Source organism: Delftia sp. PE138 (genome assembly GCF_018320755.1).
Lineage (GTDB): Bacteria > Pseudomonadota > Gammaproteobacteria > Burkholderiales > Burkholderiaceae_C > Comamonas > Comamonas tsuruhatensis.
This window is the reverse complement of record NZ_JABEPN010000001.1, coordinates 495111-517421: the sequence shown is the minus strand read 5'-3', so window position 1 is coordinate 517421 and position 22311 is coordinate 495111. Positions and strand designations below refer to the sequence as shown.

General features: G+C 66.7%; 21 protein-coding genes. 15 read left to right on the top strand and 6 right to left on the bottom strand.

The features are described from left to right. Positions 1 to 17: 17 nt before the first annotated feature. The 10 genes from galE (at position 18) to tatC (ending at position 6692) form a co-directional block, all read left to right on the top strand. Positions 18 to 1028: a UDP-glucose 4-epimerase GalE gene (galE, locus tag HFGMBDPB_RS02270; protein ID WP_212644833.1), complete on the top strand. Its 1011-nt coding sequence runs from the start codon at positions 18 to 20 to the stop codon at positions 1026 to 1028. A gap of 76 nt (positions 1029 to 1104) precedes the next feature. Beyond that, a complete protein-coding gene (gene hisF / locus HFGMBDPB_RS02265) occupies positions 1105 to 1905 on the top strand; it encodes an imidazole glycerol phosphate synthase subunit HisF (protein ID WP_013800786.1) in 801 nt (266 codons plus the stop codon). Positions 1906 to 2149: 244 nt separating this feature from the next. After that, on the top strand, positions 2150 to 2548 hold the full coding sequence (gene hisI, locus HFGMBDPB_RS02260) for a phosphoribosyl-AMP cyclohydrolase (protein WP_174538852.1): 399 nt from the start codon (positions 2150 to 2152) through the stop codon (positions 2546 to 2548). Further along, positions 2545 to 2958 (top strand): phosphoribosyl-ATP diphosphatase, encoded by a 414-nt coding sequence (locus tag HFGMBDPB_RS02255; protein ID WP_016445563.1) that lies wholly within the window; start codon positions 2545 to 2547, stop codon positions 2956 to 2958. Before hisI ends, HFGMBDPB_RS02255 begins: the two co-directional genes overlap by 4 nt. Next, complete coding sequence (locus HFGMBDPB_RS02250; protein ID WP_013800783.1) at positions 2955 to 3347, top strand: DUF4870 family protein; 393 nt, start codon at positions 2955 to 2957, stop codon at positions 3345 to 3347. The genes HFGMBDPB_RS02255 and HFGMBDPB_RS02250 overlap by 4 nt, the downstream gene beginning before the upstream one ends. Positions 3348 to 3366: 19 nt before the next feature. Beyond that, positions 3367 to 4398, top strand: a complete 1032-nt coding sequence (locus HFGMBDPB_RS02245; protein ID WP_016445562.1) for a patatin-like phospholipase family protein — start codon at positions 3367 to 3369, stop codon at positions 4396 to 4398. Between the two features lie 42 nt (positions 4399 to 4440). Next, positions 4441 to 4803, top strand: coding sequence for a histidine triad nucleotide-binding protein (locus HFGMBDPB_RS02240; RefSeq protein ID WP_016445561.1), 363 nt, complete (start codon positions 4441 to 4443; stop codon positions 4801 to 4803). A 155-nt stretch (positions 4804 to 4958) separates the two neighbouring features. Next, a complete protein-coding gene (tatA, locus tag HFGMBDPB_RS02235; RefSeq protein WP_016445560.1) occupies positions 4959 to 5198 on the top strand; it encodes a Sec-independent protein translocase subunit TatA in 240 nt (79 codons plus the stop codon). A gap of 21 nt (positions 5199 to 5219) precedes the next feature. Further along, on the top strand, positions 5220 to 5717 hold the full coding sequence (tatB, locus tag HFGMBDPB_RS02230) for a Sec-independent protein translocase protein TatB (protein ID WP_016445559.1): 498 nt from the start codon (positions 5220 to 5222) through the stop codon (positions 5715 to 5717). A gap of 150 nt (positions 5718 to 5867) precedes the next feature. Further along, complete coding sequence (tatC, locus tag HFGMBDPB_RS02225; RefSeq protein WP_016445558.1) at positions 5868 to 6692, top strand: twin-arginine translocase subunit TatC; 825 nt, start codon at positions 5868 to 5870, stop codon at positions 6690 to 6692. A gap of 210 nt (positions 6693 to 6902) precedes the next feature. Here tatC and HFGMBDPB_RS02220 read toward each other — a convergent pair whose 3' ends face one another. From HFGMBDPB_RS02220 to HFGMBDPB_RS02205, 4 genes are all read right to left on the bottom strand, one after another. Then, positions 6903 to 8378, bottom strand: a complete 1476-nt coding sequence (locus tag HFGMBDPB_RS02220) for a glutamate synthase subunit beta (RefSeq protein WP_016445557.1) — start codon at positions 8376 to 8378, stop codon at positions 6903 to 6905. 69 nt (positions 8379 to 8447) lie between these two features. Beyond that, a complete protein-coding gene (locus tag HFGMBDPB_RS02215) occupies positions 8448 to 13178 on the bottom strand; it encodes a glutamate synthase-related protein (protein WP_016445556.1) in 4731 nt (1576 codons plus the stop codon). A gap of 188 nt (positions 13179 to 13366) precedes the next feature. Then, the gene (locus HFGMBDPB_RS02210) at positions 13367 to 14077 is read right to left on the bottom strand and encodes a transposase (protein ID WP_016445555.1); all 711 of its coding nucleotides are present in this window, start codon (positions 14075 to 14077) and stop codon (positions 13367 to 13369) included. A gap of 90 nt (positions 14078 to 14167) precedes the next feature. Beyond that, positions 14168 to 15007, bottom strand: coding sequence for an IclR family transcriptional regulator domain-containing protein (locus HFGMBDPB_RS02205; RefSeq protein WP_046239363.1), 840 nt, complete (start codon positions 15005 to 15007; stop codon positions 14168 to 14170). A gap of 86 nt (positions 15008 to 15093) precedes the next feature. Between HFGMBDPB_RS02205 and HFGMBDPB_RS02200 the strand changes: the two genes are divergently transcribed. The 5 genes from HFGMBDPB_RS02200 to HFGMBDPB_RS02180 all read left to right on the top strand — a co-directional run bounded on the left by HFGMBDPB_RS02200 (position 15094) and on the right by HFGMBDPB_RS02180 (position 19684). Further along, positions 15094 to 15795: a 3-oxoacid CoA-transferase subunit A gene (locus HFGMBDPB_RS02200; RefSeq protein ID WP_012207359.1), complete on the top strand. Its 702-nt coding sequence runs from the start codon at positions 15094 to 15096 to the stop codon at positions 15793 to 15795. 26 nt (positions 15796 to 15821) lie between these two features. After that, positions 15822 to 16481 carry a 3-oxoacid CoA-transferase subunit B gene (locus tag HFGMBDPB_RS02195; RefSeq protein ID WP_026062883.1) on the top strand — a complete coding sequence of 220 codons (660 nt, stop codon included), beginning with the start codon at positions 15822 to 15824 and terminating at the stop codon, positions 16479 to 16481. Positions 16482 to 16552: 71 nt separating this feature from the next. After that, positions 16553 to 17764 carry a 3-oxoadipyl-CoA thiolase gene (gene pcaF / locus HFGMBDPB_RS02190; RefSeq protein WP_212644832.1) on the top strand — a complete coding sequence of 404 codons (1212 nt, stop codon included), beginning with the start codon at positions 16553 to 16555 and terminating at the stop codon, positions 17762 to 17764. A 7-nt stretch (positions 17765 to 17771) separates the two neighbouring features. Further along, entirely contained in the window at positions 17772 to 18512 is a 741-nt protein-coding gene (locus HFGMBDPB_RS02185; RefSeq protein ID WP_016450985.1) for an SDR family NAD(P)-dependent oxidoreductase, read from the top strand. A gap of 164 nt (positions 18513 to 18676) precedes the next feature. Next, complete coding sequence (locus tag HFGMBDPB_RS02180) at positions 18677 to 19684, top strand: Bug family tripartite tricarboxylate transporter substrate binding protein (protein WP_017407531.1); 1008 nt, start codon at positions 18677 to 18679, stop codon at positions 19682 to 19684. 189 nt (positions 19685 to 19873) lie between these two features. Here HFGMBDPB_RS02180 and HFGMBDPB_RS02175 read toward each other — a convergent pair whose 3' ends face one another. Further along, the gene (locus HFGMBDPB_RS02175) at positions 19874 to 20668 is read right to left on the bottom strand and encodes a hypothetical protein (RefSeq protein WP_212644831.1); all 795 of its coding nucleotides are present in this window, start codon (positions 20666 to 20668) and stop codon (positions 19874 to 19876) included. A 95-nt stretch (positions 20669 to 20763) separates the two neighbouring features. Then, entirely contained in the window at positions 20764 to 22281 is a 1518-nt protein-coding gene (locus tag HFGMBDPB_RS02170) for an alkaline phosphatase (protein ID WP_047326519.1), read from the bottom strand. Between the last annotated feature and the right edge of the window lie 30 nt (positions 22282 to 22311).

Here is a 22311-nt window from a genome sequence, read left to right as displayed (position 1 = left end):
ACCAATGAGAGGTATTCATGATCCTGGTCACAGGCGGCGCCGGCTTCATCGGCTCCCACACCTGCGTGGAGCTGGCCGCCGCAGGCGAGCACTACCTGATCTACGACAACTTCAGCAACAGCAGCGCCGACGTGCTCGACCGCATGGAACGCATCACGGGCCGGCGCCCACTGTGCGTGGAAGGCGATGTGCGCGACCGCGCCGCGCTGGACCGGCTGTTTGCCGAGCACTCCATCCGCGAGGTGATCCACTTCGCCGCACTCAAGGCCGTGGGCGAATCCGTGGCCCAGCCACTGCGCTACTACGAACACAACGTGGGCGGCACGGTCGCCCTGCTGCAGGCCATGCAGGCGGCGGGCGTGCACAGCCTGGTGTTCTCCTCCTCGGCCACGGTCTACGGCGACCCGGCCAGCCTGCCGATCCGCGAGGATTTCCCGCTGTCTGCCACCAACCCCTACGGCCGCAGCAAGCTGTGGATCGAGGAAATGCTGGCCGACCTGGACCGCGCCGAGCCCGGCCAGTGGCGCCTGGCACGGCTGCGCTACTTCAATCCCGTGGGCGCCCATGAAAGCGGCCTGATCGGCGAGGACCCGCGCGACATCCCCAACAACCTCATGCCCTACGTCTCGCAGGTCGCCATCGGCCAGCGCCAGCAGCTCAGTGTCTATGGGGATGACTACGCCACGCCGGACGGCACGGGCGTGCGCGACTACATCCACGTCACCGACCTGGCGCGCGGCCACTTGGCGGCGCTGCGCCATCTGCGTGAACAGCAAGGCCTGCTGACGGTGAACCTGGGCACGGGGCGCCCGGTCTCGGTGCTGGAGATGGTCAAGGCCTTCGAGCGCGCCAGCGGCCGGCCCGTGCCCTACCAGATCGTGGCGCGCCGCCCCGGCGACGTGGCCCAGTGCTGGGCCGACCCCGCCGAGGCCGAGCGCCTGCTGGGCTGGAAGGCCATGCTGGACCTGGACCGCATGTGCGAGGACGCATGGCGCTGGCAAAGCCAGGCCGCAGGTCTCAAGCGCTGAACCCCGCAGCGCCTGCGGGCGCCGAGGGCGTGGTATCTTTTCGCCCTTGTTTCACGCCCTAGCCACGAGTCTGCCCATGCTTGCCAAACGCATCATCCCCTGTCTTGACGTCACGGGAGGGCGCGTCGTCAAAGGCGTGAACTTCGTGGAGCTGCGCGATGCGGGCGACCCGGTGGAGATCGCCGCGCGCTACAACGCCCAGGGCGCGGACGAGCTGACCTTCCTGGACATCACGGCCACCAGCGATGGCCGAGACCTGATCCTGCCCATCATCGAATCGGTGGCCAGCCAGGTCTTCATTCCGCTGACCGTGGGCGGTGGCGTGCGCACCGTCGAGGACGTGCGCCGCCTGCTCAACGCGGGCGCCGACAAGACCAGCTTCAACTCGGCCGCCATCGCCAATCCCGATGTGATCAATGCCGCCTCCGACAAGTACGGCGCGCAGTGCATCGTCGTGGCCATCGACGCCAAGCGCCGCACCGCCGAAGACGAGCAGCGCATCGGCGCCGACGGCCGCGCCGCCGGCCCCGGCTGGGATGTCTACAGCCACGGCGGACGCAAGAACACCGGCCTGGACGCCGTGCAGTGGGCCGCAGAAATGGCGCGCCGCGGCGCGGGCGAGATCCTGCTGACCAGCATGGACCGCGACGGCACCAAGTCCGGGTTCGACCTGAAGCTCACGCGCGCCGTCAGCGACGCCGTGCCCGTGCCCGTGATCGCCTCCGGCGGCGTGGGCTCGCTGGACGACCTGGCCGATGGCGTGACTCTGGGCGGCGCCGACGCCGTGCTGGCCGCCAGCATCTTCCACTATGGCGAATTCACCGTGGGCCAGGCCAAGCAGCGCATGGCCGAGCGCGGCGTGCCCGTGCGCCTCTGATACGGCGCGTCGGCGGACTCCTTCATTTCAGTTTTCCATGGCGCTCGCGCCGCCCACAACCCATGAAACCGGCGCGGCCCAAGGGACCAGGGACAGCGAGCAAGGGCCGCCCCGCAGCAAGGCTGTCGTCTCCCTCCCGCGCAGCGAGAGAGGGGGAAGGCGGGAAGCGACTCAAGGGGTGTATTTTCAATCCAGGCAATTCCTGACAATGCTGTCACAGGGATTCCAACCCAGGATATTCACAATGCAGGCAATGAACTGGCTAGATCAAGTCAAATGGGATGCGCAGGGCCTGGTGCCCGTGATCGCGCAGGAAAAGGACACGGGCGACGTGCTGATGTTCGCCTGGATGAACCGCGAGGCCCTGGCCAAGACGGCCGAGCTGGGCCGCGCCGTCTACTTCAGCCGCTCGCGCAACAAGCTGTGGTTCAAGGGCGAGGAATCGGGCCACGTGCAGACCGTGCACGAGGTGCGCATCGACTGCGACAACGACGTGGTCCTGCTCAAGATCACCCAGACCGGCCACGAGCCCGGCATTGCCTGCCACACGGGGCGCCACAGCTGCTTCTACAGCGTGCTGCGCGATGGCCAGTGGCAGGCCGTCGATCCGGTCTTGAAAGACCCCGAATCGATCTACAAATGAATTCCACGAACATGAACGACACCGCAAGCACTTCCTCGCAGGACGCCCTGGCGCGCCTGGCCGCCGTCATCGAAAGCCGCAAGCCCGCCAACGGCGGCGACCCCGACAAAAGCTACGTCGCCCGCCTGCTGCACAAGGGCCCGGATGCCTTTTTGAAGAAGATCGGCGAAGAGGCCACCGAAGTCGTCATGGCCGCCAAGGACGCAGACCATGGCGGGGACGCCGGCAAAATCCTCTACGAAGTGGCCGATCTGTGGTTCCATAGCATGATCGCCCTGGCCCACTATGGCCTGACGCCCGCCCAGGTCGTCGCCGAGCTGGAGCGCCGCGAAGGCACCAGCGGCATCGAGGAAAAGGCGCTGCGCAAGGCCCAGGAACGTGATGTGAACGAGAAAGGACCGCTGCCATGAATGACGATTACATCGAAGTCCGTGCCCTGGACCAGTCCCGCATCGAAGGCCTCAAGGCCTGGGGCTGGGTCAGCTACCTGCTGCACCTGGTGGTGGCCGTGGCCGCCGTCGTGCCCGGCGCCCAGCCCAGCATCGCGCTGCTGGTGATCGCCCTGATCATCGACCTGGTCAAGCGCGGCGACGCCGAAGGCAGCTGGATGGCCAACCATTTCTCGTGGCGCATCCGCAGCGTGATCTGGGCCGGCATCCTGTACCTGGTCACGGCACCGCTGTGGCTGCTGTTCTTCGTGCCCGGCTGGATCGCCTGGACGGTGATCTCCATCTGGTTCCTGTACCGCATCGTGCGCGGCATGGTCGCCATGAACCGCAACCAGGCCGTGGACCGCTGAAGCCGCCGGCCCGCCCGCCATGTCCTCCACCCCGACCTGCAAGATCAACCTCGCCCTGCAGGGCGGGGGCTCGCACGGCGCCCTGACCTGGGGCGTGCTGGACGCACTGCTGGAAGACGGCAGCCTTGTCTTCGACGGCATCAGCGGCACCAGCGCCGGCGCCATGAATGCCGTGGCCCTGGCACAGGGCTTTGCCCAGGCCGCGCGCCAGGAAAGCGATCCTGTGGCCGCCCAGGCGCTGGGCGCCCAATTGGCCCGCGCCTCGCTGACCGAACTGTGGGAAGGCGTGGGCACCATGGGCAGCCTGATGTGGGGCGCGCCATTGCCGGGCAGCCCCTTCATGGGCGTGCTCAACCAGTTCTTCTCGCCCTACCAGACCAACCCGCTGGACATCAACCCGCTGCGCAAGCTGCTCGAACGGGTCGTGGATTTCGAGGCGCTGACGCGTCCGCCCGTGGAGGGCGTGGTGCCCAAGGTCTTTGTCTGCGCCACCAATGTGCGCACGGGCCGGGGAAGCATCTTCTCGGGCAGAAGGCTCAGTGCCGACGCGGTCATGGCCTCGGCCTGCCTGCCCCAGCTGTTCAAGGCCGTGGAAATCGATGGCGAGCCTTACTGGGACGGCGGTTTCTCGGGCAATCCCGCCCTGTATCCCCTGATCTACGGCACGGCGTCCAGCGACATCCTGCTGGTGCAGATCAATCCCATCGAGCACACCGACCTGCCCAACACGGCGGCCGACATCATGGACCGCATGAACGAGGTCACCTTCAACGCCGGCCTGCTGTCCGAGCTGCGCGCCATCGAATTCGTCAAGCGCCTGCTGGAGCAGGGCAAGCTGGACCCGGCACGCTACAAAAAGGTGCTGCTGCACCGCGTGGACGGCGGCGCGGTGCTCAAGGGCTACGGCGCCTCGACCAAGACGCGCTCCGACATGCGTTTCGTGCGCGAGCTGTTCGAACTGGGGCGCGAGCAGGGACAGCACTGGCTCCAGCAGCACCGCAGCGACATCGGCGTGCGCCAGACACTGCACATCAACGACAATTCACCCTGATTTTTCGATCCACCGCCAGCTTCCCAGGACTCCCGTAGCGCCATGCACGACCACGACCCGAACTGCCTGTTTTGCCGCATCATCAAAGGCGAGATCCCTTCCCGCAAGGTCTATGAGGACGATGAAGTCTTCGCCTTCCACGACATCCATCCCGGCGCGCCCATCCACTTTCTGATGGTGCCCAAGAAGCACATCCCCTCCATGGCCCAGGTCCAGGCCGACGACGCTGCGCTGCTGGGCCGCATGATGGTGCTGGCGCCCCGCCTGGCCGCCGAGCAAGGCTGCAATCCGTATCCCGATGGCGGTTTCCGTCTGGTGGTCAACACCGGCACCGAGGGCGGACAGGAAGTCCACCATCTGCACATCCATGTCATGGGCGGCCCCCGCCCCTGGCTGAAGGGCTGAAGCCTTTGCTGGACGCAGGCTTGCGCGCAAGATGGCCCGCCTCTTGCTTGCGACTTGTGCGTACATGCGCCGGCCGAACGGCTTTTGTGGGGCCTTGCGAACTGCCGCCATGGCCCGGCGTCTAAAATGATCTGCAATTCTTAGGAGAGATTCTCATGGGCTCGTTTTCCATCTGGCATTGGCTGATCGTCCTGGCCATCGTGGTTCTGGTGTTCGGAACCAAGAAGCTGAAGAACATCGGTTCCGACCTTGGCGGTGCAGTCAAGGGCTTCAAGGACGGTGTGAAGGACGGCTCGACCTCCACCGACACCCCCGCAGCTGCCCCTGGCCAGGTTGCAGGCCAGACAGCCACCGACAAGGCCACCATCGACGTCGAAGCCAAGCAAAAGAGCTGATGCTCCGCACGCCAAGCCTCCATGTTTGATATCGGTCTGTCCAAGATGGCGCTGATCGGCGCCGTGGCTCTCGTGGTCATCGGCCCCGAGAAGCTGCCGCGCGTGGCGCGCACCGTCGGTACCCTGCTGGGCAAGGCCCAGCGCTACGTCTCCGATGTGAAGGCCGAGGTCAACCGTTCGATGGAACTCGACGAGTTGCGCAAGATGAAGGACACGGTGGAAGGCGCGGCGCGCGACGTCGAGCAGTCCATCCACACTTCGGCCGCCAATTTCGAGAAGGACTGGAACGAGTCCACGGCATCGCTCAACGGCACGTCTTCCTCGTACGACTCCTCTTCCTACGATTCAGGCAGCGATACGTACAGCGCCGTGGCACCGGCCTACCGCCACCCGGGCAAGAACTGGCGCCTCAAGCGTGCCGCCGTGCCCCAGTGGTACAAGGCCCGTGCCGGCGTGCGCACCAAGGCGCAGTCGGGCGCGGCGCGCGTGGCGCGCTTTCGTCCCCAGAAGTCCCGCTGAAGATGCTGGCGCGCAGCGGGCCACGAGGCAACCGGCCCAGCCTCTGCCACCCGGGCACCCGCCATCGCCCCACCCTGCCCGATCCGTCGGGCTTTCTGCTTTTCATACCAGGTCCGTGGACGCCCTTGCGGCCCGCCGCGGTTTCGCACCATGTCCGACATTCCACCTAAAGACGACGAGCTGGCAGGCACCGAGCAGCCTTTCGTCCAGCACCTGATGGAGCTGCGCGACCGCCTGCTCTACTGCATCTACGGCATCGGTCTGGCGATCGCCGTGCTGGCCGTATGGCCTGGCCCCAACGGGCTGATCGACTTCATCGCCCACCCGATCAAGGCCCACATGCCGCCCGATGCCAAGCTCATCGCAGTCGGCGTGTTCACCCCCTTCTTCGTGCCGCTCAAGGTACTGATGATGGTGGGCATCTTGGCCGTGCTGCCCTGGATCATGTACCAGATGTGGGCCTTCGTGGCGCCCGGCCTGTACAGCCATGAAAAGCGCTTTGCGCTGCCGCTGATCATCTTCGGCAGCCTGCTGGCCTATATCGGCATCGCCTTCGTGCAGTTCTTCGTGCTCGACAAGATGTTCGCCTTCATCCAGGGCTTCACCCCGGACAGCGTGGCGGCCACGCCGGACATTGCATCGTATGTGGAGGCCATCCTGTCGCTGTACCTGGCCTTTGGCCTGGCCTTCCAGGTGCCCATCGTGGTCATGCTGCTGGTGCGCTTCGGCCTGGTGGACATCGCCAAGCTCAAGTCCTTCCGCGGCTATTTCATCGTGGTGGCCTTCATCATCGCCGCCGTGGTCACGCCGCCCGACGTGATCTCCCAGCTGGCCCTGGCCGTGCCCATGTGCATTCTTTACGAGATCGGCATCCTGGGCGCCGGCTGGTTCAGCCGCGTCTCCAAGGCGCCGGAAGAAGAAGCCGAACCCGGCACCGCAGTGGACAAGCCCGCAGAGGATAAACCCTCCCCCTGAGTCGCTTCGCGCCTTCCCCCAGAGGGGGACGACACCCTCGGTGCGGGGCGGCGCGGCCGGCCCAGGCCCTTCCTCGGTGTCCCTCGCTTTAGGGCGCGCCAGTTTCAAGGGCCTACGCTGAAACACGAGGAATCTGTAATAAAAAGCCCTTGGTTCATCACCAAGGGCTTTTTCTTTGTCCATGGCCAAGCCCCTTCCGGGGTTGGCATCTCACCGAGGCAGGTCGGACGTGCCCATGAGGAACTCGTCAATGGAGCGAGCGGCCTGGCGGCCTTCGCGGATGGCCCAGACCACCAGGGACTGGCCGCGGCGCACGTCGCCGGCGGCGAAGAGCTTGGGCACGCTGGTGGCGTAGCCGCCCGTGAAGTCGGTGGTGGCCTTGGCGTTGCCGCGTGCGTCCTTGTCCACGCCAAAGGCATCGAGCACGGCCTGCACGGGGCTGACGAAGCCCATGGCCAGCAGCACCAGGTCGGCCTTGAGCACCTGCTCGCTGCCGGGCACCTCGACCATCTTGCCATCCTTCATTTCGATGCGCACGGTCTTGACGGCCGTGACCTGGCCCTTCTCGCCGATGAACTCCTTGGTGGCGATGGCGAACTCGCGCTCGCAGCCTTCCTCGTGGCTGGAGCTGGTGCGCAGCTTGATCGGCCAGTAGGGCCAGACCAGGGGCTTGTTCTCCTGCTCGGGCGGCATGGGCATCAGCTCGAACTGGGTCACGCTGACGGCGCCATGGCGGTTGCTGGTGCCCACGCAGTCGGAGCCGGTGTCGCCGCCGCCGATGACGATGACATGCTTGCCATCGGCCCGCAGCTGGCCCTTGAGCTTGTCGCCGGCGTTGACCTTGTTTTGCTGCGGCAGGAACTCCATGGCGAAATGGATGCCCTTGAGTTCGCGGCCGGGCACGGGCAGGTCGCGCGACTGCTCGGCACCGCCGGTCAGCAGCACGGCGTCGAACTCGGCCATGAGCTGCTCGGGGCTGACGGTTTCCTTGGCCCAGTTGGTGACCTTGGAGTCTTCGCCCAGGCCGTCCTTGCCCGCCACCAGCACGCCGGTACGGATCTTGACGCCTTCGGCCACGAGCTGCTCGACGCGGCGGTCGATGTGCGACTTCTCCATCTTGAAGTCGGGAATGCCGTAGCGCAGCAGGCCGCCCACGCGGTCGTTCTTCTCGAACAGCGTCACATCGTGGCCGGCGCGGGCCAGCTGCTGCGAGGCCGCCAGGCCTGCGGGGCCGGCGCCGACCACGGCCACCTTCTTGCCGGTCTTGCGGCTGCTGGGCAGCGGCTTGACCCAGCCTTCGGCCCAGGCACGGTCGATGATGGCGTGCTCGATGGACTTGATGCCCACGGCGTCGTCGTTGATGTTCAGGGTGCAGGCGGCCTCGCAGGGGGCGGGGCAGATGCGGCCGGTGAACTCGGGGAAGTTGTTGGTGCTGTGCAGCACGGCGCTGGCGCTCTTCCAGCCGCCGTGGAAGACCAGGTCGTTGAAGTCCGGAATGATGTTGTTGACCGGGCAGCCGTTGTTGCAGAACGGCGTGCCGCAGTCCATGCAGCGCGCGCCCTGGATCTTGGCCTGGCTGTCATCGAGGCCGATGACGAATTCCTTGTAGTGCTTCACGCGCTCGGCGACGGGCGCATAGCCCTCCTCGAGGCGCTCATATTCCATGAAGCCGGTGGTCTTTCCCATGATTCGTTGTCCTGATGTGTGGGGTGCAGGGATGGATGCGGGCTGCTGCCCGCATCCTTCGCTTCCTTGTTATTTGGCGGCCACCGCCTCCTTGGCGTGTTCCTCGACCTCGGGCGTGGCGGGCTCTTCCATCACCTGGCGCTCGTACATCTCGGACAGGGCACGCTTGTACTCGCTGGGGAAGACCTTGACGAACTTGGAGCGGGCTGCCGCCCAGTTGTCCAGCAGATCGCGGGCGCGCTTGGAGCCCGTCCAGCGGCTGTGCGCCTCGATCAGCGCGCGCAGCTGGCGCTCGTCGGTTTCGCGGCGGTGCCAGACGGCGGGCGAGACCTGGGCCAGGTGCTCGTCGTGGGGCAACACCTGGTCCAGCGAGACGGACGCCTTGTTGCAGCGCTCGGCGAAGCGGCCATCCTCGTCGTAGACATAGGCCACGCCGCCGCTCATGCCGGCGGCGAAGTTGCGGCCGGTCTTGCCCAGCACCACCACGGTGCCGCCGGTCATGTATTCGCAGCCGTGGTCGCCCACGCCTTCGACCACGGCGGTGGCGCCAGACAGGCGGACCGCGAAACGCTCGCCGGCCACGCCGCCGAAGAAGGCCTCGCCGCTGGTGGCACCGAACATCACGGTGTTGCCCACGATGGTGTTGCTGGTGGTATCGCCACGGAACTCATGGCTGGCGTGCACCACCACGCGGCCGCCGGACAGGCCCTTGCCCGTGTAGTCGTTGGCGTCACCGCGCAGGTTCAGCGTGATGCCGTTGCACAGGAAGGCGCCGAAGGACTGGCCGCCAGTTCCCTCGAAGTGGATGCGGATGGTGTCATCGGGCAGTCCTTCGGGATGCACGCGCGTCACGGCACCGGAGAGCATGGCGCCCACGGAGCGGTTGACGTTGCGCGCCACTTCCATGATGCGCACGCGCTCGCCGTTCTCGATGGCGGGCTTGCAGCGCTCGATGAGCTTCACGTCCAGCGCCTTGTCCAGCAGGTGGTCCTGCTTTTCGACATGGAAGCGCGCCACGTCGGCGGGCACTTCGGGCTGGGCGAACAGGCGCGAGAAGTCCAGGCCCTGGGCCTTCCAGTGCTGCAGGCCCTTGCGGGTGTCCAGCAGGTCGGAGCGGCCGATCAGGTCGTCGAACTTCGCCACGCCGAGCTGGGCCATGATCTGGCGCACTTCCTCGGCGATGAAGAAGAAGTAGTTCACCACATGCTCGGGCTTGCCCGAGAACTTGGCGCGCAGCACCGGGTCCTGCGTGGCCACGCCCACGGGGCAGGTGTTCAGGTGGCACTTGCGCATCATGATGCAGCCCTCGACGACCAGGGGCGCCGTGGCGAAGCCGAACTCGTCGGCGCCCAGCAGCGCGCCGATGACGACGTCGCGGCCGGTCTTCATCTGGCCGTCGGCCTGCACGCGGATGCGGCCGCGCAGGCGGTTGAGCACCAGGGTCTGCTGGGTCTCGGCCAGGCCGATTTCCCAGGGCGAGCCCGCATGCTTGATGGACGACCAGGGCGATGCGCCCGTGCCGCCGTCATGGCCTGCGATGACCACGTGGTCGCTCTTGCATTTGGCCACGCCGGCCGCGATGGTGCCCACGCCCACTTCGGACACGAGCTTGACCGAGATGTCGGCGTGCGGCGCCACGTTCTTCAGGTCATGGATCAGCTGGGCCAGATCCTCGATGGAGTAGATGTCGTGGTGGGGCGGGGGCGAGATCAGTCCGACGCCGGGCACGGAGTGGCGCAGCTTGCCGATGTAGTCGGACACCTTGCCGCCGGGAAGCTGGCCGCCCTCGCCGGGCTTGGCGCCCTGGGCCATCTTGATCTGCACCTGGTCCGAGGACGACAGGTACTCGGCCGTGACGCCGAAGCGGCCCGAGGCCACCTGCTTGATCCTGGAGCGCAGCGAGTCGCCGTCCTGCAGCTCGATGTCGGCCTCGACCTTGTCGGCGCCGATGATGGAGCCCAGGGTCTCGCCCTTCCTGATCGGGATGCCCTTGAGCTCGTTGCGGTAGCGCTGGGGATCTTCCCCGCCTTCGCCGGTGTTGCTCTTGCCGCCGATGCGGTTCATGGCCACGGCCAGCGTGGCATGGGCCTCGGTGCTGATCGAGCCCAGGGACATGGCGCCCGTGGCAAAGCGCTTGACGATCTCCTTGGCCGACTCGACCTGGTCCAGCGGGATGGCCTTGGCCGGGTCGAACTTGAACTCGAACAGGCCGCGCAGCGTCATGTGGCGCTTGCTCTGGTCGTTGATCAGCTGGGCGTATTCCTTGTACGTGCTCCAGTTGTTGGAGCGCGTGGAATGCTGCAGCTTGGCGATGGCGTCGGGCGACCACATGTGCTCTTCGCCACGGGCGCGCCAGGCGTATTCGCCACCGGCGTCCAGCATGGTCTCCAGCACGGGATCGTCACCGAAGGCCGCGCGGTGGTTGCGGATGGTTTCCTCGGCGATCTCGAACACGCCGATGCCCTCGACACGGCTGGCCGTGCCGGTGAAGTACTTGTCCACGGTGTCGCTGTTCAGGCCGATCACCTCGAACAGCTGGGCGCCGCAATAGGACATGTAGGTGGACACGCCCATCTTGGACATGATCTTGGACAGGCCCTTGCCGATGGCCTTGACGTAGTTGTAGATGGCCTTGTCGGCCGACAGGTCGCCGCCCAGCTCCTTGTGCATGTCGGCCAGGGTTTCCATGGCCAGGTAGGGGTGCACGGCCTCGGCGCCGTAGCCTGCCAGCACGGCGAAGTGGTGCACTTCGCGCGCCGTGCCCGTCTCCACGACCAGGCCGGCCGTGGTGCGCAGGCCCTCGCGCACCAGGTGCTGGTGGATGGCCGACAGCGCCAGCAGCGCGGGGATGGCCACCTGGGTGGCGCTCACATGGCGGTCGCTGATGATCAGGATGTTGGCGCCGCCCTTGATGGCGTCCACGGCCTGCGCGCACAGCGATGCCAGCTTGGCTTCCACGCCCTGCTTGCCCCAGGACAGCGGGTAGGTGATGTCGATCGTTGCGCTCTTGAACTTGCCCTGCGTGTGGCGTTCGATGTCGCGCAGCTTGGCCATGTCGGCGAAGTCCAGCACGGGCTGGTGCACTTCCAGGCGCATGGGCGGGTTGACCTGGTTGATGTCCAGCAGGTTGGGCTTGGGTCCGATGAAGGACACCAGCGACATCACGATGGCTTCGCGGATGGGGTCGATCGGCGGGTTGGTCACCTGCGCGAACATCTGGCGGAAGTAGTTGTACAGCGGCTTGTTCTTGTCCGACAGCACGGCCAGCGGGCTGTCGTTGCCCATGGAGCCGATGCCTTCCTCGCCGTTCTTGGCCATGGGGGCCAGCAGGAACTTGATGTCTTCCTGCGTGAAGCCGAAGGCCTGCTGGCGCTCGAGCAGCGGCAGGCTGGCGGCCTCGGGGCCGGCATGGGTGTCACCGCCCACGCTGCCCAGCTTGATGCGCAGGTTCTCGATCCACTGCTTGTAGGGCTTGGTGTTGACGATGTTGGCCTTGAGCTCGTCGTCCTCGATCAGGCGGCCCTGCTCCAGGTCGATCAGCAGCATCTTGCCGGGCTGCAGGCGCCACTTGCGCACGATGGCGCTGTCGGGCACGGGCAGCACGCCGGCTTCGGACGCCAGGATGACCAGGTCGTCATCGGTGATCACGTAGCGCGAGGGGCGCAGGCCGTTGCGGTCCAGCGTGGCGCCGATCTGGCGGCCGTCGGTGAACACGATGGAGGCCGGGCCGTCCCAGGGCTCCATCATGGCGGCGTGGTATTCATAGAAGGCGCGGCGGCGCTCGTCCATGGACTCGTGCTGTTCCCAGGGCTCGGGAATCATCATCATCACGGCCTGGCTGATGGGGTAGCCGGCCATGGTCAGCAGTTCCAGGCAGTTGTCGAACGTTGCCGTGTCGGACTGGCCGGCGAAGCTGATGGGATAGAGCTTCTTGAGGTCCTCGGCCAGCACGGGCGAGGCCATCACGCCCTCGCGCGCCAGCATCCAGTTGTAGTTGCCGCGCACGGTGTTGATTTCACCGTTGTGGGCCACGTAGCGGTAGGGGTGGGCCAGCGGCCACTCGGGGAAGGTGTTGGTGGAAAAGCGCTGGTGCACCAGGCCGATGGCCGAGACGCAGCGCTCGTCGGACAGGTCGTTGTAGTACACGCCCACCTGGTCGGCCAGCAGCAGGCCCTTGTAGACCACGGTGCGGCTGCTCATGCTGGGAACGTAGTATTCCTTGCTGTGCTTGAGCTTGAGGTTCTGGATGGCGGCGCTGGCCGTCTTGCGGATCACGTACAGCTTGCGCTCCAGCGCGTCCTGCACGATCACGTCGGCGCCGCGGCCGATGAAGACCTGGCGCAGGATGGGTTCCTTTTCCTGGACCGTGGGCGACATGGGCATGTCGCGGTTCACGGGCACATCGCGCCAGCCCAGCAGGACCTGGCCTTCGGCCTTGATGGCGCGTTCCATCTCCTGCTCGCAGGCCAGGCGCGAGGCGTGTTCCTTGGGCAGGAAGATCATGCCCACGCCGTACTCGCCCGCGGGCGGCAGGGCCACGCCCTGCTTTGCCATCTCTTCGCGGTAGAGCTGGTCGGGAATCTGGATCAAAATGCCCGCGCCGTCGCCCATGAGCTTGTCGGCACCCACGGCACCGCGATGGTCGATGTTTTCGAGGATCTTGAGCGCGCCGGTGACGATGTCATGGCGCTTGACGCCCTTGATATGCGCAACAAAGCCGAGGCCGCAGGCGTCGTGCTCGTTGCTCTTGGAGTACAGACCGTGGTCTTGGAGATGCTTGATCTCGGCAGCCGTCGTCATGGCGGAATCCTCAAATTTTTCGCAGGGAACGCAAGATTAAGGCAAGGCATCACCTCATGCAATAAATTTATATAAGGGTCAGATCCCAATTAATTCCAGAACAAAAAAATCGGAAATTAATGAGGGACACATTTATTTCACAGAGGCCTGCGATGAGGAATCAAGCACTTGCAGGCCATCAGTGGGTACTAACGCACTGTTGTGGTGCGCTCATTGGTCCGTCCTGGCGGACGGCCGGCGCGCTGGCGGGTCACGCGGCGCTCGGTGCGCTGTTGTAAATCGGCAATGAATTGCTCATCGCCCAGCGCCCAGCCCCGCAGCGCCGACTGGCTGATGCGTTCGCCGTCATCGCTGCTGACGCCCTCTTCCACGGCCGACACATACGCCGCGTCGCGCGCAAACGGGGTGTTGCCCAGCTCCCAGAACACGGCATGCGGCTGGATCAGCGCGTCGCTGCGCAGGCCGGCGTTGTGCGCGTAGCTGGACCAGGGCCAGTCGGCCGGCCGCTGGACCAGGCCGGCGCGCACAGGGCTGTCGTCCATGAAGACCATGGTGGGCAGCAGCCAGCTGGGCTGCAGCACCGTGCCGCGATAGCGGCCTTCCCACAGCGTGCCGCTGCGGCCGTGGCGGTCGTTGAAGTAGCGGACATAGCGCCGGCCCACGGCCTGCATGAACCTGGGCAGGCCATCGTCGGTGCGCGGCGTGGCCAGCAGGTGGAACTGGCTGGGCAGGAGCACGTAGGCATGCACGGCCAGCTCGCAGCTGCGCGCCATCTCGCGCAGCAGCCCCAGCATGGTCTCCCGGTCCTGGGCATCGATGAAGATGTCCGCGCCGTTGTTGCCGAGCTGGATGATGTGGTGCGGCAGATCCGCAATGGTGAGTCTGGGCAGGCGGGCCATGGTGCTGGGTGCAGGCAAGCGGGTGCAGGGCGTGGAGCGGCAATTATGGAGCGCCCCGCCCCGCGCTGCCGCACTGCGCCACACTCCGTTTTACAGGGAAAGACGCGACGAGGCCCTCAGCAGCTGGCTCACCAGCTGCGTGGCAGCCAGCAGCCGGGGCAGCAGTTGCACGCGCATCATCTCGGCGCTGTTGCGGTTGGCCTGGCCGCTGATGTTGAGCGCGGCCACGGTGCGCCCTGCCGCGTTCTTCACGGGCGCCGCGATGGAGATCAGGCCTTCGGCCAATTCCTGGTCCACCAGGGCCCAGCCCTGGGCGCGCACCTCCAGAATGCGCTGGCGCAGGCGCTCGTCGTCCTGCTCGGTCAGCGCCGTGAACTGGCGGCGCTCGCGCGCATCCAGCAGGGCCTGCAGGGATTCATCGCTCTCGCCGGCCAGCAGCACGCGCCCCATCGAGGTCCAGCAGGCCGGCAGGCGCGAGCCCACGCTGAGGTTGGTGCTCATGATCTTGTGGGTGTGCACGCGCAGCACATAGACGATGTCGCCCCCATCGAGCACGGCAGCCGAGCAGGACTCCTTGACCTCGTCGACCAGGTTCTCCATCACGGGCTCGGCCAGGTTCCAGACCGGGGTGGAACTGAGGTAGGCAAAGCCCAGTTCCATGATGCGCGGCGTGAGCTGGAACAGCTTGCCGTCGCTCTTCACATAGCCCAGCGTCTGCAGCGTCAGCAGGATGCGCCGGGCCCCGGCGCGCGTGAGCCCCGTGCGCGCCGCCACCTCGCTGAGCGTCTGCGCAGGCGCCTCGGCGCTGAACGAGCGGATCACGCCCAGGCCGCGCGCGAAGGACTGCACATAGCTGTCGCCGGGGCGCGGCGTGCCGCCCTCTTCTTCAACCCCACCTGTGGAAATTACGGAAGCGGCTTTTTTTTCCATGGCTCTATAATTCTTTCTGCGAACTTTTGTTCTACATACGAACATTTTAGCGCAGCGCCAGCGGCCTGCATACCGGAGACAAGCAAGTGATCAACAAAATCACCGACACCATCGCCGAGGCGTTGTCGGGCGTCCAGGACGGCTCCACCGTGCTGATCGGGGGCTTCGGCACCTCGGGCAATCCCACCGAACTCATCGACGGCCTGATCGCCCAGGGCGCACGAGAGCTGACCGTGGTCAACAACAACGCGGGCAACGGAGACCAGGGCCTGGCCGCCCTGCTCAAGAGCGGCCAGGTGCGCAAGATCATCTGCAGCTTCCCCCGCCAGGTGGACAGCTGGGTGTTCGACGACCTGTACCGCAGCGGCAAGATCGAGCTGGAACTCGTGCCCCAGGGCAACCTGGCCGAGCGCCTGCGCGCCGCCGGCGCCGGCATCGGCGGCTTCTTCTGCCCCACGGCCTATGGCACGGAGCTGGCCAACGGCAAGGAAACGCGCGAGATCAACGGCAAGCACTATGTGCTGGAGCATCCCATCCACGGCGACGTGGCACTGGTCAAGGCCGAGAAGGGCGACCGCTGGGGCAACCTCACCTACCGCATGTCGGCCCGCAACTTCGGGCCCGTGATGGCCACGGCGGCCAAGCACACGATCGCCACCGTGCACGAGATCGTGGAGCTGGGCGCGCTGGACCCCGAGGCCGTGGTCACGCCCGGCATCTACGTGAGCCAGATCGTGAAGATCGACCGCGTGGCCACCCAGGCCGGCGGCTTCAAGAAAACCGCATGAGCGCCCCAACCGCCGAAAGCAAGAGCATGAGCAGCTACCAGAAACGCAGCAAGCAAGAGCTGGCCCGGCGCGTGGCCGAAGACATCTTCGACGGCGCCTACGTCAACCTGGGCATCGGCATGCCCACCCAGGTGGCCAACCACATCCCGGCCGGCCGCGAGGTCATCCTGCAAAGCGAGAACGGCATCCTGGGCATGGGCCCGGCGCCCGCCGAAGGCCAGGAGGACTATGACCTGACCAATGCCGGCAAGCAGCCCGTCACCCTGCTGCCGGGCGGCTGCTACTTCCACCATGCCGACAGCTTCGCCATGATGCGCGGCGGCCACCTGGACATCTGCGTGCTGGGCGCCTTCCAGGTCTCGGCCACGGGCGACCTGGCCAACTGGAGCACGGGCGAGGCCGGTGCCATTCCCGCCGTGGGCGGCGCCATGGACCTGGCCGTGGGTGCACGCCAGACCTGGGTGATGATGGACCTGCTGACCAAGACCGGCGAATGCAAGGTCGTCGAGGCCTGCAGCTATCCGCTCACGGGCCTGTCCTGCGTCAAGCGCATCTACACCGACCTGTGCACGCTGGAATGCACGCCCGAGGGCCTGCGCCTGATCGACACCGTGCCCGGCCTCTCGCACGCCGAGCTGCAGTCCATCGTGGGCCTGCCCATCAAGGACGCGACGGCCACGGCCTGATCCCTCCGCTCCCCCAGTGGGTGCGCTGCGGCGCACCCCGGCACCTCTTCATTCTTTTCCCAGGAGACACCATGAGCCAGTCCAACCAGGCCTTCATCTGCGACGCCATCCGCACCCCCTTCGGCCGCTACGGCGGCGCCCTGTCCCCGGTGCGTGCCGATGACCTCGGCGCCGTGCCGATCAAGGCGCTGATGGAGCGCAACCCCGGCGTGGACTGGACGGCCGTGGCCGACGTGCTCTACGGCTGCGCCAACCAGGCCGGCGAAGACAACCGCAACGTGGCGCGCATGTCCGCCCTGCTGGCCGGCCTGCCCATCGATGTGCCGGGCGCCACCATCAACCGCCTGTGCGGTTCGGGCCTGGACGCCGTGGGCACGGCCGCGCGCGCCATCAAGGCGGGCGAGGCCCGCCTGATGATCGCGGGCGGCGTGGAAAGCATGAGCCGTGCGCCCTTCGTCATGCCCAAGGCCGAAAGCGCCTTCAGCCGCAGCAACGCCGTGTACGACACCACCATCGGCTGGCGCTTCGTCAACAAGCTGATGAAGCAGCAGTACGGCGTGGACTCCATGCCCGAGACGGCAGAGAACGTGGCCGACGACTTCAAGATCGAGCGCGAAGCCCAGGACCGCATGGCCCTGGCCAGCCAGCAAAAGGCGGCCGCCGCCATCGCGGCCGGCTACCTGGCCAAGGAAATCGTGCCCGTGTCCATTGCCCAGAAGAAGGGCGACGCCATCGTGGTGAGCCAGGACGAGCATCCGCGCGCCACCACCATCGAGGCGCTGGCCAAGCTCAAGGGCGTGGTGCGCCCGGATGGCACGGTGACGGCCGGCAATGCCAGCGGCGTGAACGATGGCGCCTGCGCCCTGCTGCTGGCCAACGAGGAAGCCGCCCAGCAATACAACCTGGTGCCCCGCGCCCGCGTGGTCGGCATGGCCGTGGCCGGCGTGGCACCGCGCATCATGGGCTTCGGCCCCGCGCCTGCCGTGCGCAAGGTGCTGGCCCTGACCGGCCTGACGCTGGAGCAGATGGACGTGATCGAGCTGAACGAAGCCTTCGCCGCGCAGGGCCTGGCCGTGCTGCGCGATCTGGGCATTGCCGACGACGACCGCCGCGTCAACCAATGGGGCGGCGCCATTGCGCTGGGCCATCCGCTGGGCGCCTCCGGTGCCCGCCTGGCTACCACGGCCGTGAACCAGCTGCACACGCTGGGCGGCCGCTACGCGCTGTGCACCATGTGCATCGGCGTGGGCCAGGGCATTGCCGTGATCCTGGAAAAGGTCTGAGACAGCGATGAGCACCGTGGACAACAAGACACCCGTCACCGTGGTCAGCGGCGCCAGCAACGGCATCGGCCGCGCCATCGCCGAGGCCCTGCTGGCCCAGGGCCGCGCCGTGGTCAATCTCGACTACGTGCTGCCCGACTGGAGCCATCCGCTGCTGGTGAGCTACCAAGCCGACCTGACCAGCGAGCAGGCCACCGCCGAGGCGGCGGCCCGCATTGCCGCCGCGCACAACGTGGTGGCCCTGGTCAACAACGCGGGCGCCACGCGTCCCGGCACCATCGACAACGCCAGCACCCAGCATCTGGACGATGTGGTGGGACTACACCTGCGCGCGCCCATGCTGCTGGTGCAGGCCTTCCTGCCCACGCTGCGTGCCTGCGGCGAGGGCCGCATCGTGAACATGTCCTCGCGCGCCGCGCTGGGCAAGCCCGACCGCATCGTCTACTCGGCGACCAAGGCCGGCCTGATCGGCCTGACGCGCACCCTGGCGATGGAGCTGGGCCGCGACCGCATCACGGTCAATGCCCTGGGCCCCGGCCCCATCGCCACCGAGCTGTTCACCAAGAGCAACCCCGAAGGCGCGCCGCAGACCCAGCGCATCCTCAACAGCATTGCCGTGGGCCGCATGGGCACACCGGAAGACGTGGCGCGCGCCGCGCTGTTCTTCCTGTCGCCCGACAACGGCTTCGTCACCGGCCAGGTGCTCTACATCTGCGGCGGCACCACGCTGGGCGTGGCGCCCGTCTGACCGACCCGTTTAGCCGAACGCCTTCCCAGGCACAACCCCCTTCAAGAAGAACCACTGGAAGCGCCCGCCTGCACAGGCGTGCGCCACACAGGGCATTGCCCTGGCCCAGCCCGGCGTTGCCGGGTCCGGCCATCCACCTTATTGCCGAATCAGGAGACCTCTCGATGTTTGATCAAACCACCCGTTTCACCCGCCGCCGTGGCCTGCAGGCGCTGGCAGCCGCATCCCTGACCGCGCTCGGCGCCCTGTCCGGCACCGCCGCCCTGGCCCAGGACGGCTTCCCCAGCAAGCCCATCACCATCCTCGTGCCCTTCGCCGCTGGCGGCACCACCGACATCCTGGCGCGCATCGTCGCCCAGGCGCTGCAGCAGGAGCTGGGCCAGACCGTGATCGTGGACAACAAGCCCGGCGCGGGCGGCAACATCGGCGCCGTGGCCGCCGCACGTGCGCCGGCCGACGGCTACACGCTGTTCATGGGCACCGTGGGCACGCATGCCATCAATGCCGCGCTCTACGCCAAGCCCGGCTTCGACCCCATCAAGGACTTCTCGCCCCTGACGCGCGTGGCCAACGTGCCCAACCTGCTGGTAGCCCACCCCAGCCAGCCGTTCAAGACCGTCAAGGAAATGATCGCCTATGCGCGTGCCAACCCCGGCAAGCTGAACTACGGCTCCTCGGGCAGCGGCAGCTCCATCCACCTGTCGGGCGAGCTGTTCCGCTCCATGACGGGCCTGGACATGGTGCACGTGCCCTACAAGGGCAGCGCCCCGGCCATCACCGACCTGCTGGGCAACCAGATCGCCATCATGTTCGACAACATGCCCTCGGCCATCCAGCATGTGCGCTCGGGCAAGCTGCGTCCCATCGCCGTGACCACGGCCAAGCGCTCGCCGGAACTGCCCGATGTGCCCACCGTGGCCGAAGCCGGTGTGCCAGGCTACGAGGCCACCTCCTGGTTCGGCCTGTGGACCCAGGCCAAGACGCCCGCCGCCGTGCAGCAGCGCCTGTACACGGCCATTGCCAAGGTGCTCAAGGACCCGGCCGTGGTCAAGAAGATCAACGACCAGGGAGGTGATGTCGTGATCGATACGCCGGCCGAATTCCTCGCCTACATCAAGGCCGAATCGACGAAGTGGAGCAAGGTCGTAAAAGACTCTGGAGCACAGGTGTAACTGGCCTCCCCCTGAGCCGCTGCGCGGCTTCCCCCTGAAGGGGGACGGCGCCATCGCCGCGAGGCGGCTCTTGCTCGGCGCCCCTGGTGTCAGGCTGCGCCGGTTTCCAGCGCCATGCGTTTGAGCATTGAAATGGGGAATAAAAAAGAGCTGCCTCCGGGCAGCTCTTTGCATTGGGGTGTCAGGTGCTCAATCCAGCAGATCGGAGTAGTCACCCTTGTCGTAGCCTTCGATGGCCTTCCAGGGCTGGGCCAGCGGTGCGGGCAGCTTGGTGGCGGTGACGACGATGCGCTCGGTGCCGTGGGAGTCGCTGCGCTCCACGCGGCGGGCGAACTGGTTGGCCACGTCCCAGTCGATGACAGTGGTCTGCTCGCCTGCCTTGCCGCGGTAGCGCTGCACGCCGTTGTGCGGCTTGCCCACGCGCTCCATGCCCTGCAGCGCGGTGGGTGGCACGATCCAGTACACGTTGTCGAAGGAGCCGCCGTAGCCGACGTTGCCGTGGTGGGCCAGGTCCACGCTGATGACGCGGCGCAGCTTGGCCAGGATGACTTCCACGCCCACCTTGCCGTCATCGGCGCGGCGGATGGACAGGGGTGCGGCGCGGGCTTCGTCATGGGCGTGGCCGGCGTGCGGGCCGTGGGCGTGGTCATGGCCGTGCTCCTGGCTCTGGCGCAGGGCGGCGGGCATTTCGCGCTCTATCCACAGCTGGGCCTTGCGGCGGTAGACGCGGTTGGTATAGACGCTGCTGCGCTGCACGCCGTCGCTGCCCACGCTCATGGCTTCATAGGTGATGCGCAGGTCGGCTTCAGGCGTGGCCTGCACGGCGGCCGTGGTGCGCGCCACGGAATCCGCAGGGACTGCGGCCGTGGGTGCGGGTGCCGGCTTGGGCGGCTCGGCGGCCCATGCTGCGGAGACGGAGCAGGCCAGCAGCACGGCCGCGTAAATGGGGCGCGCCGCGCGCGGCGCCGGAAGGGAGAGCGTCATGGAATCCAGCCAATGCGAAAAAACCGGGGCCGGGCACACGCATGCGCCACGGCTCCGGCCAGGGGTTGGCAAGCAGCCAACGAAGGAAGAAACAATTACAGGCCAGCGGCTTCGCGGACCTTGGAGAACACCTTGGTGTTGTCCATCGTGCCCTTGAAGATCTTGGCTCCCGCGCCGCCAGCGAACAGCATCACGTCGCCGCCGCCATGGGTCTCGGAGCCCGGCGTGCCCAGGTTCAGGCCCACCTCCTGCAGGTAGTTGTCGTCCGTGGTGTCCACGCCGCTGAGGTCCTGGCGCTCCGCGCCGCGCGTGGGCGCGATCCAGGGCTTGTTGCCATCTTCGGCATTGACCTGGCTGGAGGCCGTGGCGTTGGGACGTCCGCCATTGCCGAAGGCCAGCGTGGTGTAGGGCTTGCCGTCCTGGGCCTTGGCCATCTGGCCGCTCTGGTAGTCCTGCACCTTGCCCAGGATGGGGTTGCCGATCCTGGAGTAGCCGTTGAACACCATGTTGTGGTCGTGATCGGCGGTGACGACGATCAGCGTGTTCTTCAGGCCCGGATCCTTCTTTTCCATGTAGGCCATGGCGGTCTCGATGGCGCGGTCGAAGGCCAGCGTGTCTTCCAGCGCACGCTTGGCATTGGTGCCGTGCAGTGCGTGGTCGATGCGGCCGCCTTCCACCATCAGGAAGAAGCCCTTGTCATTGCGGCTGAGCACGTCCAGCGCCTTGCCGGTCATGTCGGACAGGCTGGGCTCGTCCAGCCTTTGCTTGACGCGGTCCAGCTCGTAGGCCATTTCGCTTTGCGTGAACAGGCCCAGCAGCTTGGGCGCCTTGGTCGCGTCCAGGGCCGCCAGCTCGCTGCCCTTGGCGACATAGGCGTAGCCCTTGGCCTTCATCATGTCCACGAGGTTGGCCGTGTCCGTGCGCTTGCTGCTGGGGTTGACCGACTTGGGCAGGTAGTTGCGCTGGCCGCCACCCATGAGCACGTCGATGCCGTCGCCCAGCCTGGCGTTGTAGTTGGCATGGCCGGGCACGGACTGCTCGGCAATGCTGTTGTAGCCATTGCGGTTGCAGATATGGGCATAGGTGGCCGCAGGCGTCGCATGGCCCACGCGCGTGGTGGAGATGGCGCCCACGGCGCGACCCTTGGCCTTGGACAGCTCCAGCAGGGTCTGCGCGGGCTGGCCGTTGCCGGCCGGGCAGGTGGTGTCCTCGCCGTTGATGTACTGCTGGCCGTTGGCCGCGTAGGCCATGGTCTCGGCCGACATGGAGATGACTTCGTTGTTCATCTTCACGCCGGTCATGTAGGCGGCCATCGAGGGCGCGCTGTCCGTGGTCTGGCCATCGCGCGAGAAGGTCTTGATGCGGCTGGCGTAGGGCAGGGACTGCATGGTCAGCGTGGCGCGTTCGCTGCTGGCCAGGGAGCCGGCCTTTTCGGCCAGCTGCTTTTCACCCTTGTAGATGCGCGCGGCGGTCACGGTGACCGGGCCCATGCCGTCGCCGAGGAAGAAGATGACGTTCTTGGCCTCGCCAGCCGCATGGGCTGCAGGCGCCAGCAGCGCCAGCGCGCCGGCCGCCGCCAGGGCGAGGGAGGTCTTTTGAAGGATCGGATGCATGTGGAATTCCTTGAGTGCCTTGATTGCAGC

What these genes read in the sequence shown, in the direction of transcription:
- tatA (WP_016445560.1), top strand. Translation starts at nt 4,959, where the DNA reads ATGGGCTCGTTTTCCATCTGGCATTGGCTGATCGTCCTGGCCATCGTG.
- HFGMBDPB_RS02240 (WP_016445561.1), top strand. Translation starts at nt 4,441, where the DNA reads ATGCACGACCACGACCCGAACTGCCTGTTTTGCCGCATCATCAAAGGC.
- HFGMBDPB_RS02175 (WP_212644831.1), bottom strand. Translation starts at nt 20,668, where the DNA reads ATGACGCTCTCCCTTCCGGCGCCGCGCGCGGCGCGCCCCATTTACGCG.
- HFGMBDPB_RS02180 (WP_017407531.1), top strand. Translation starts at nt 18,677, where the DNA reads ATGTTTGATCAAACCACCCGTTTCACCCGCCGCCGTGGCCTGCAGGCG.
- HFGMBDPB_RS02215 (WP_016445556.1), bottom strand. Translation starts at nt 13,178, where the DNA reads ATGACGACGGCTGCCGAGATCAAGCATCTCCAAGACCACGGTCTGTAC.
- tatC (WP_016445558.1), top strand. Translation starts at nt 5,868, where the DNA reads ATGTCCGACATTCCACCTAAAGACGACGAGCTGGCAGGCACCGAGCAG.
- hisF (WP_013800786.1), top strand. Translation starts at nt 1,105, where the DNA reads ATGCTTGCCAAACGCATCATCCCCTGTCTTGACGTCACGGGAGGGCGC.
- HFGMBDPB_RS02170 (WP_047326519.1), bottom strand. Translation starts at nt 22,281, where the DNA reads ATGCATCCGATCCTTCAAAAGACCTCCCTCGCCCTGGCGGCGGCCGGC.
- HFGMBDPB_RS02220 (WP_016445557.1), bottom strand. Translation starts at nt 8,378, where the DNA reads ATGGGAAAGACCACCGGCTTCATGGAATATGAGCGCCTCGAGGAGGGC.
- HFGMBDPB_RS02210 (WP_016445555.1), bottom strand. Translation starts at nt 14,077, where the DNA reads ATGGCCCGCCTGCCCAGACTCACCATTGCGGATCTGCCGCACCACATC.
- hisI (WP_174538852.1), top strand. Translation starts at nt 2,150, where the DNA reads ATGCAGGCAATGAACTGGCTAGATCAAGTCAAATGGGATGCGCAGGGC.
- HFGMBDPB_RS02245 (WP_016445562.1), top strand. Translation starts at nt 3,367, where the DNA reads ATGTCCTCCACCCCGACCTGCAAGATCAACCTCGCCCTGCAGGGCGGG.
- tatB (WP_016445559.1), top strand. Translation starts at nt 5,220, where the DNA reads ATGTTTGATATCGGTCTGTCCAAGATGGCGCTGATCGGCGCCGTGGCT.
- HFGMBDPB_RS02255 (WP_016445563.1), top strand. Translation starts at nt 2,545, where the DNA reads ATGAATTCCACGAACATGAACGACACCGCAAGCACTTCCTCGCAGGAC.
- HFGMBDPB_RS02250 (WP_013800783.1), top strand. Translation starts at nt 2,955, where the DNA reads ATGAATGACGATTACATCGAAGTCCGTGCCCTGGACCAGTCCCGCATC.
- HFGMBDPB_RS02205 (WP_046239363.1), bottom strand. Translation starts at nt 15,007, where the DNA reads ATGGAAAAAAAAGCCGCTTCCGTAATTTCCACAGGTGGGGTTGAAGAA.
- HFGMBDPB_RS02195 (WP_026062883.1), top strand. Translation starts at nt 15,822, where the DNA reads ATGAGCAGCTACCAGAAACGCAGCAAGCAAGAGCTGGCCCGGCGCGTG.
- galE (WP_212644833.1), top strand. Translation starts at nt 18, where the DNA reads ATGATCCTGGTCACAGGCGGCGCCGGCTTCATCGGCTCCCACACCTGC.
- pcaF (WP_212644832.1), top strand. Translation starts at nt 16,553, where the DNA reads ATGAGCCAGTCCAACCAGGCCTTCATCTGCGACGCCATCCGCACCCCC.
- HFGMBDPB_RS02185 (WP_016450985.1), top strand. Translation starts at nt 17,772, where the DNA reads ATGAGCACCGTGGACAACAAGACACCCGTCACCGTGGTCAGCGGCGCC.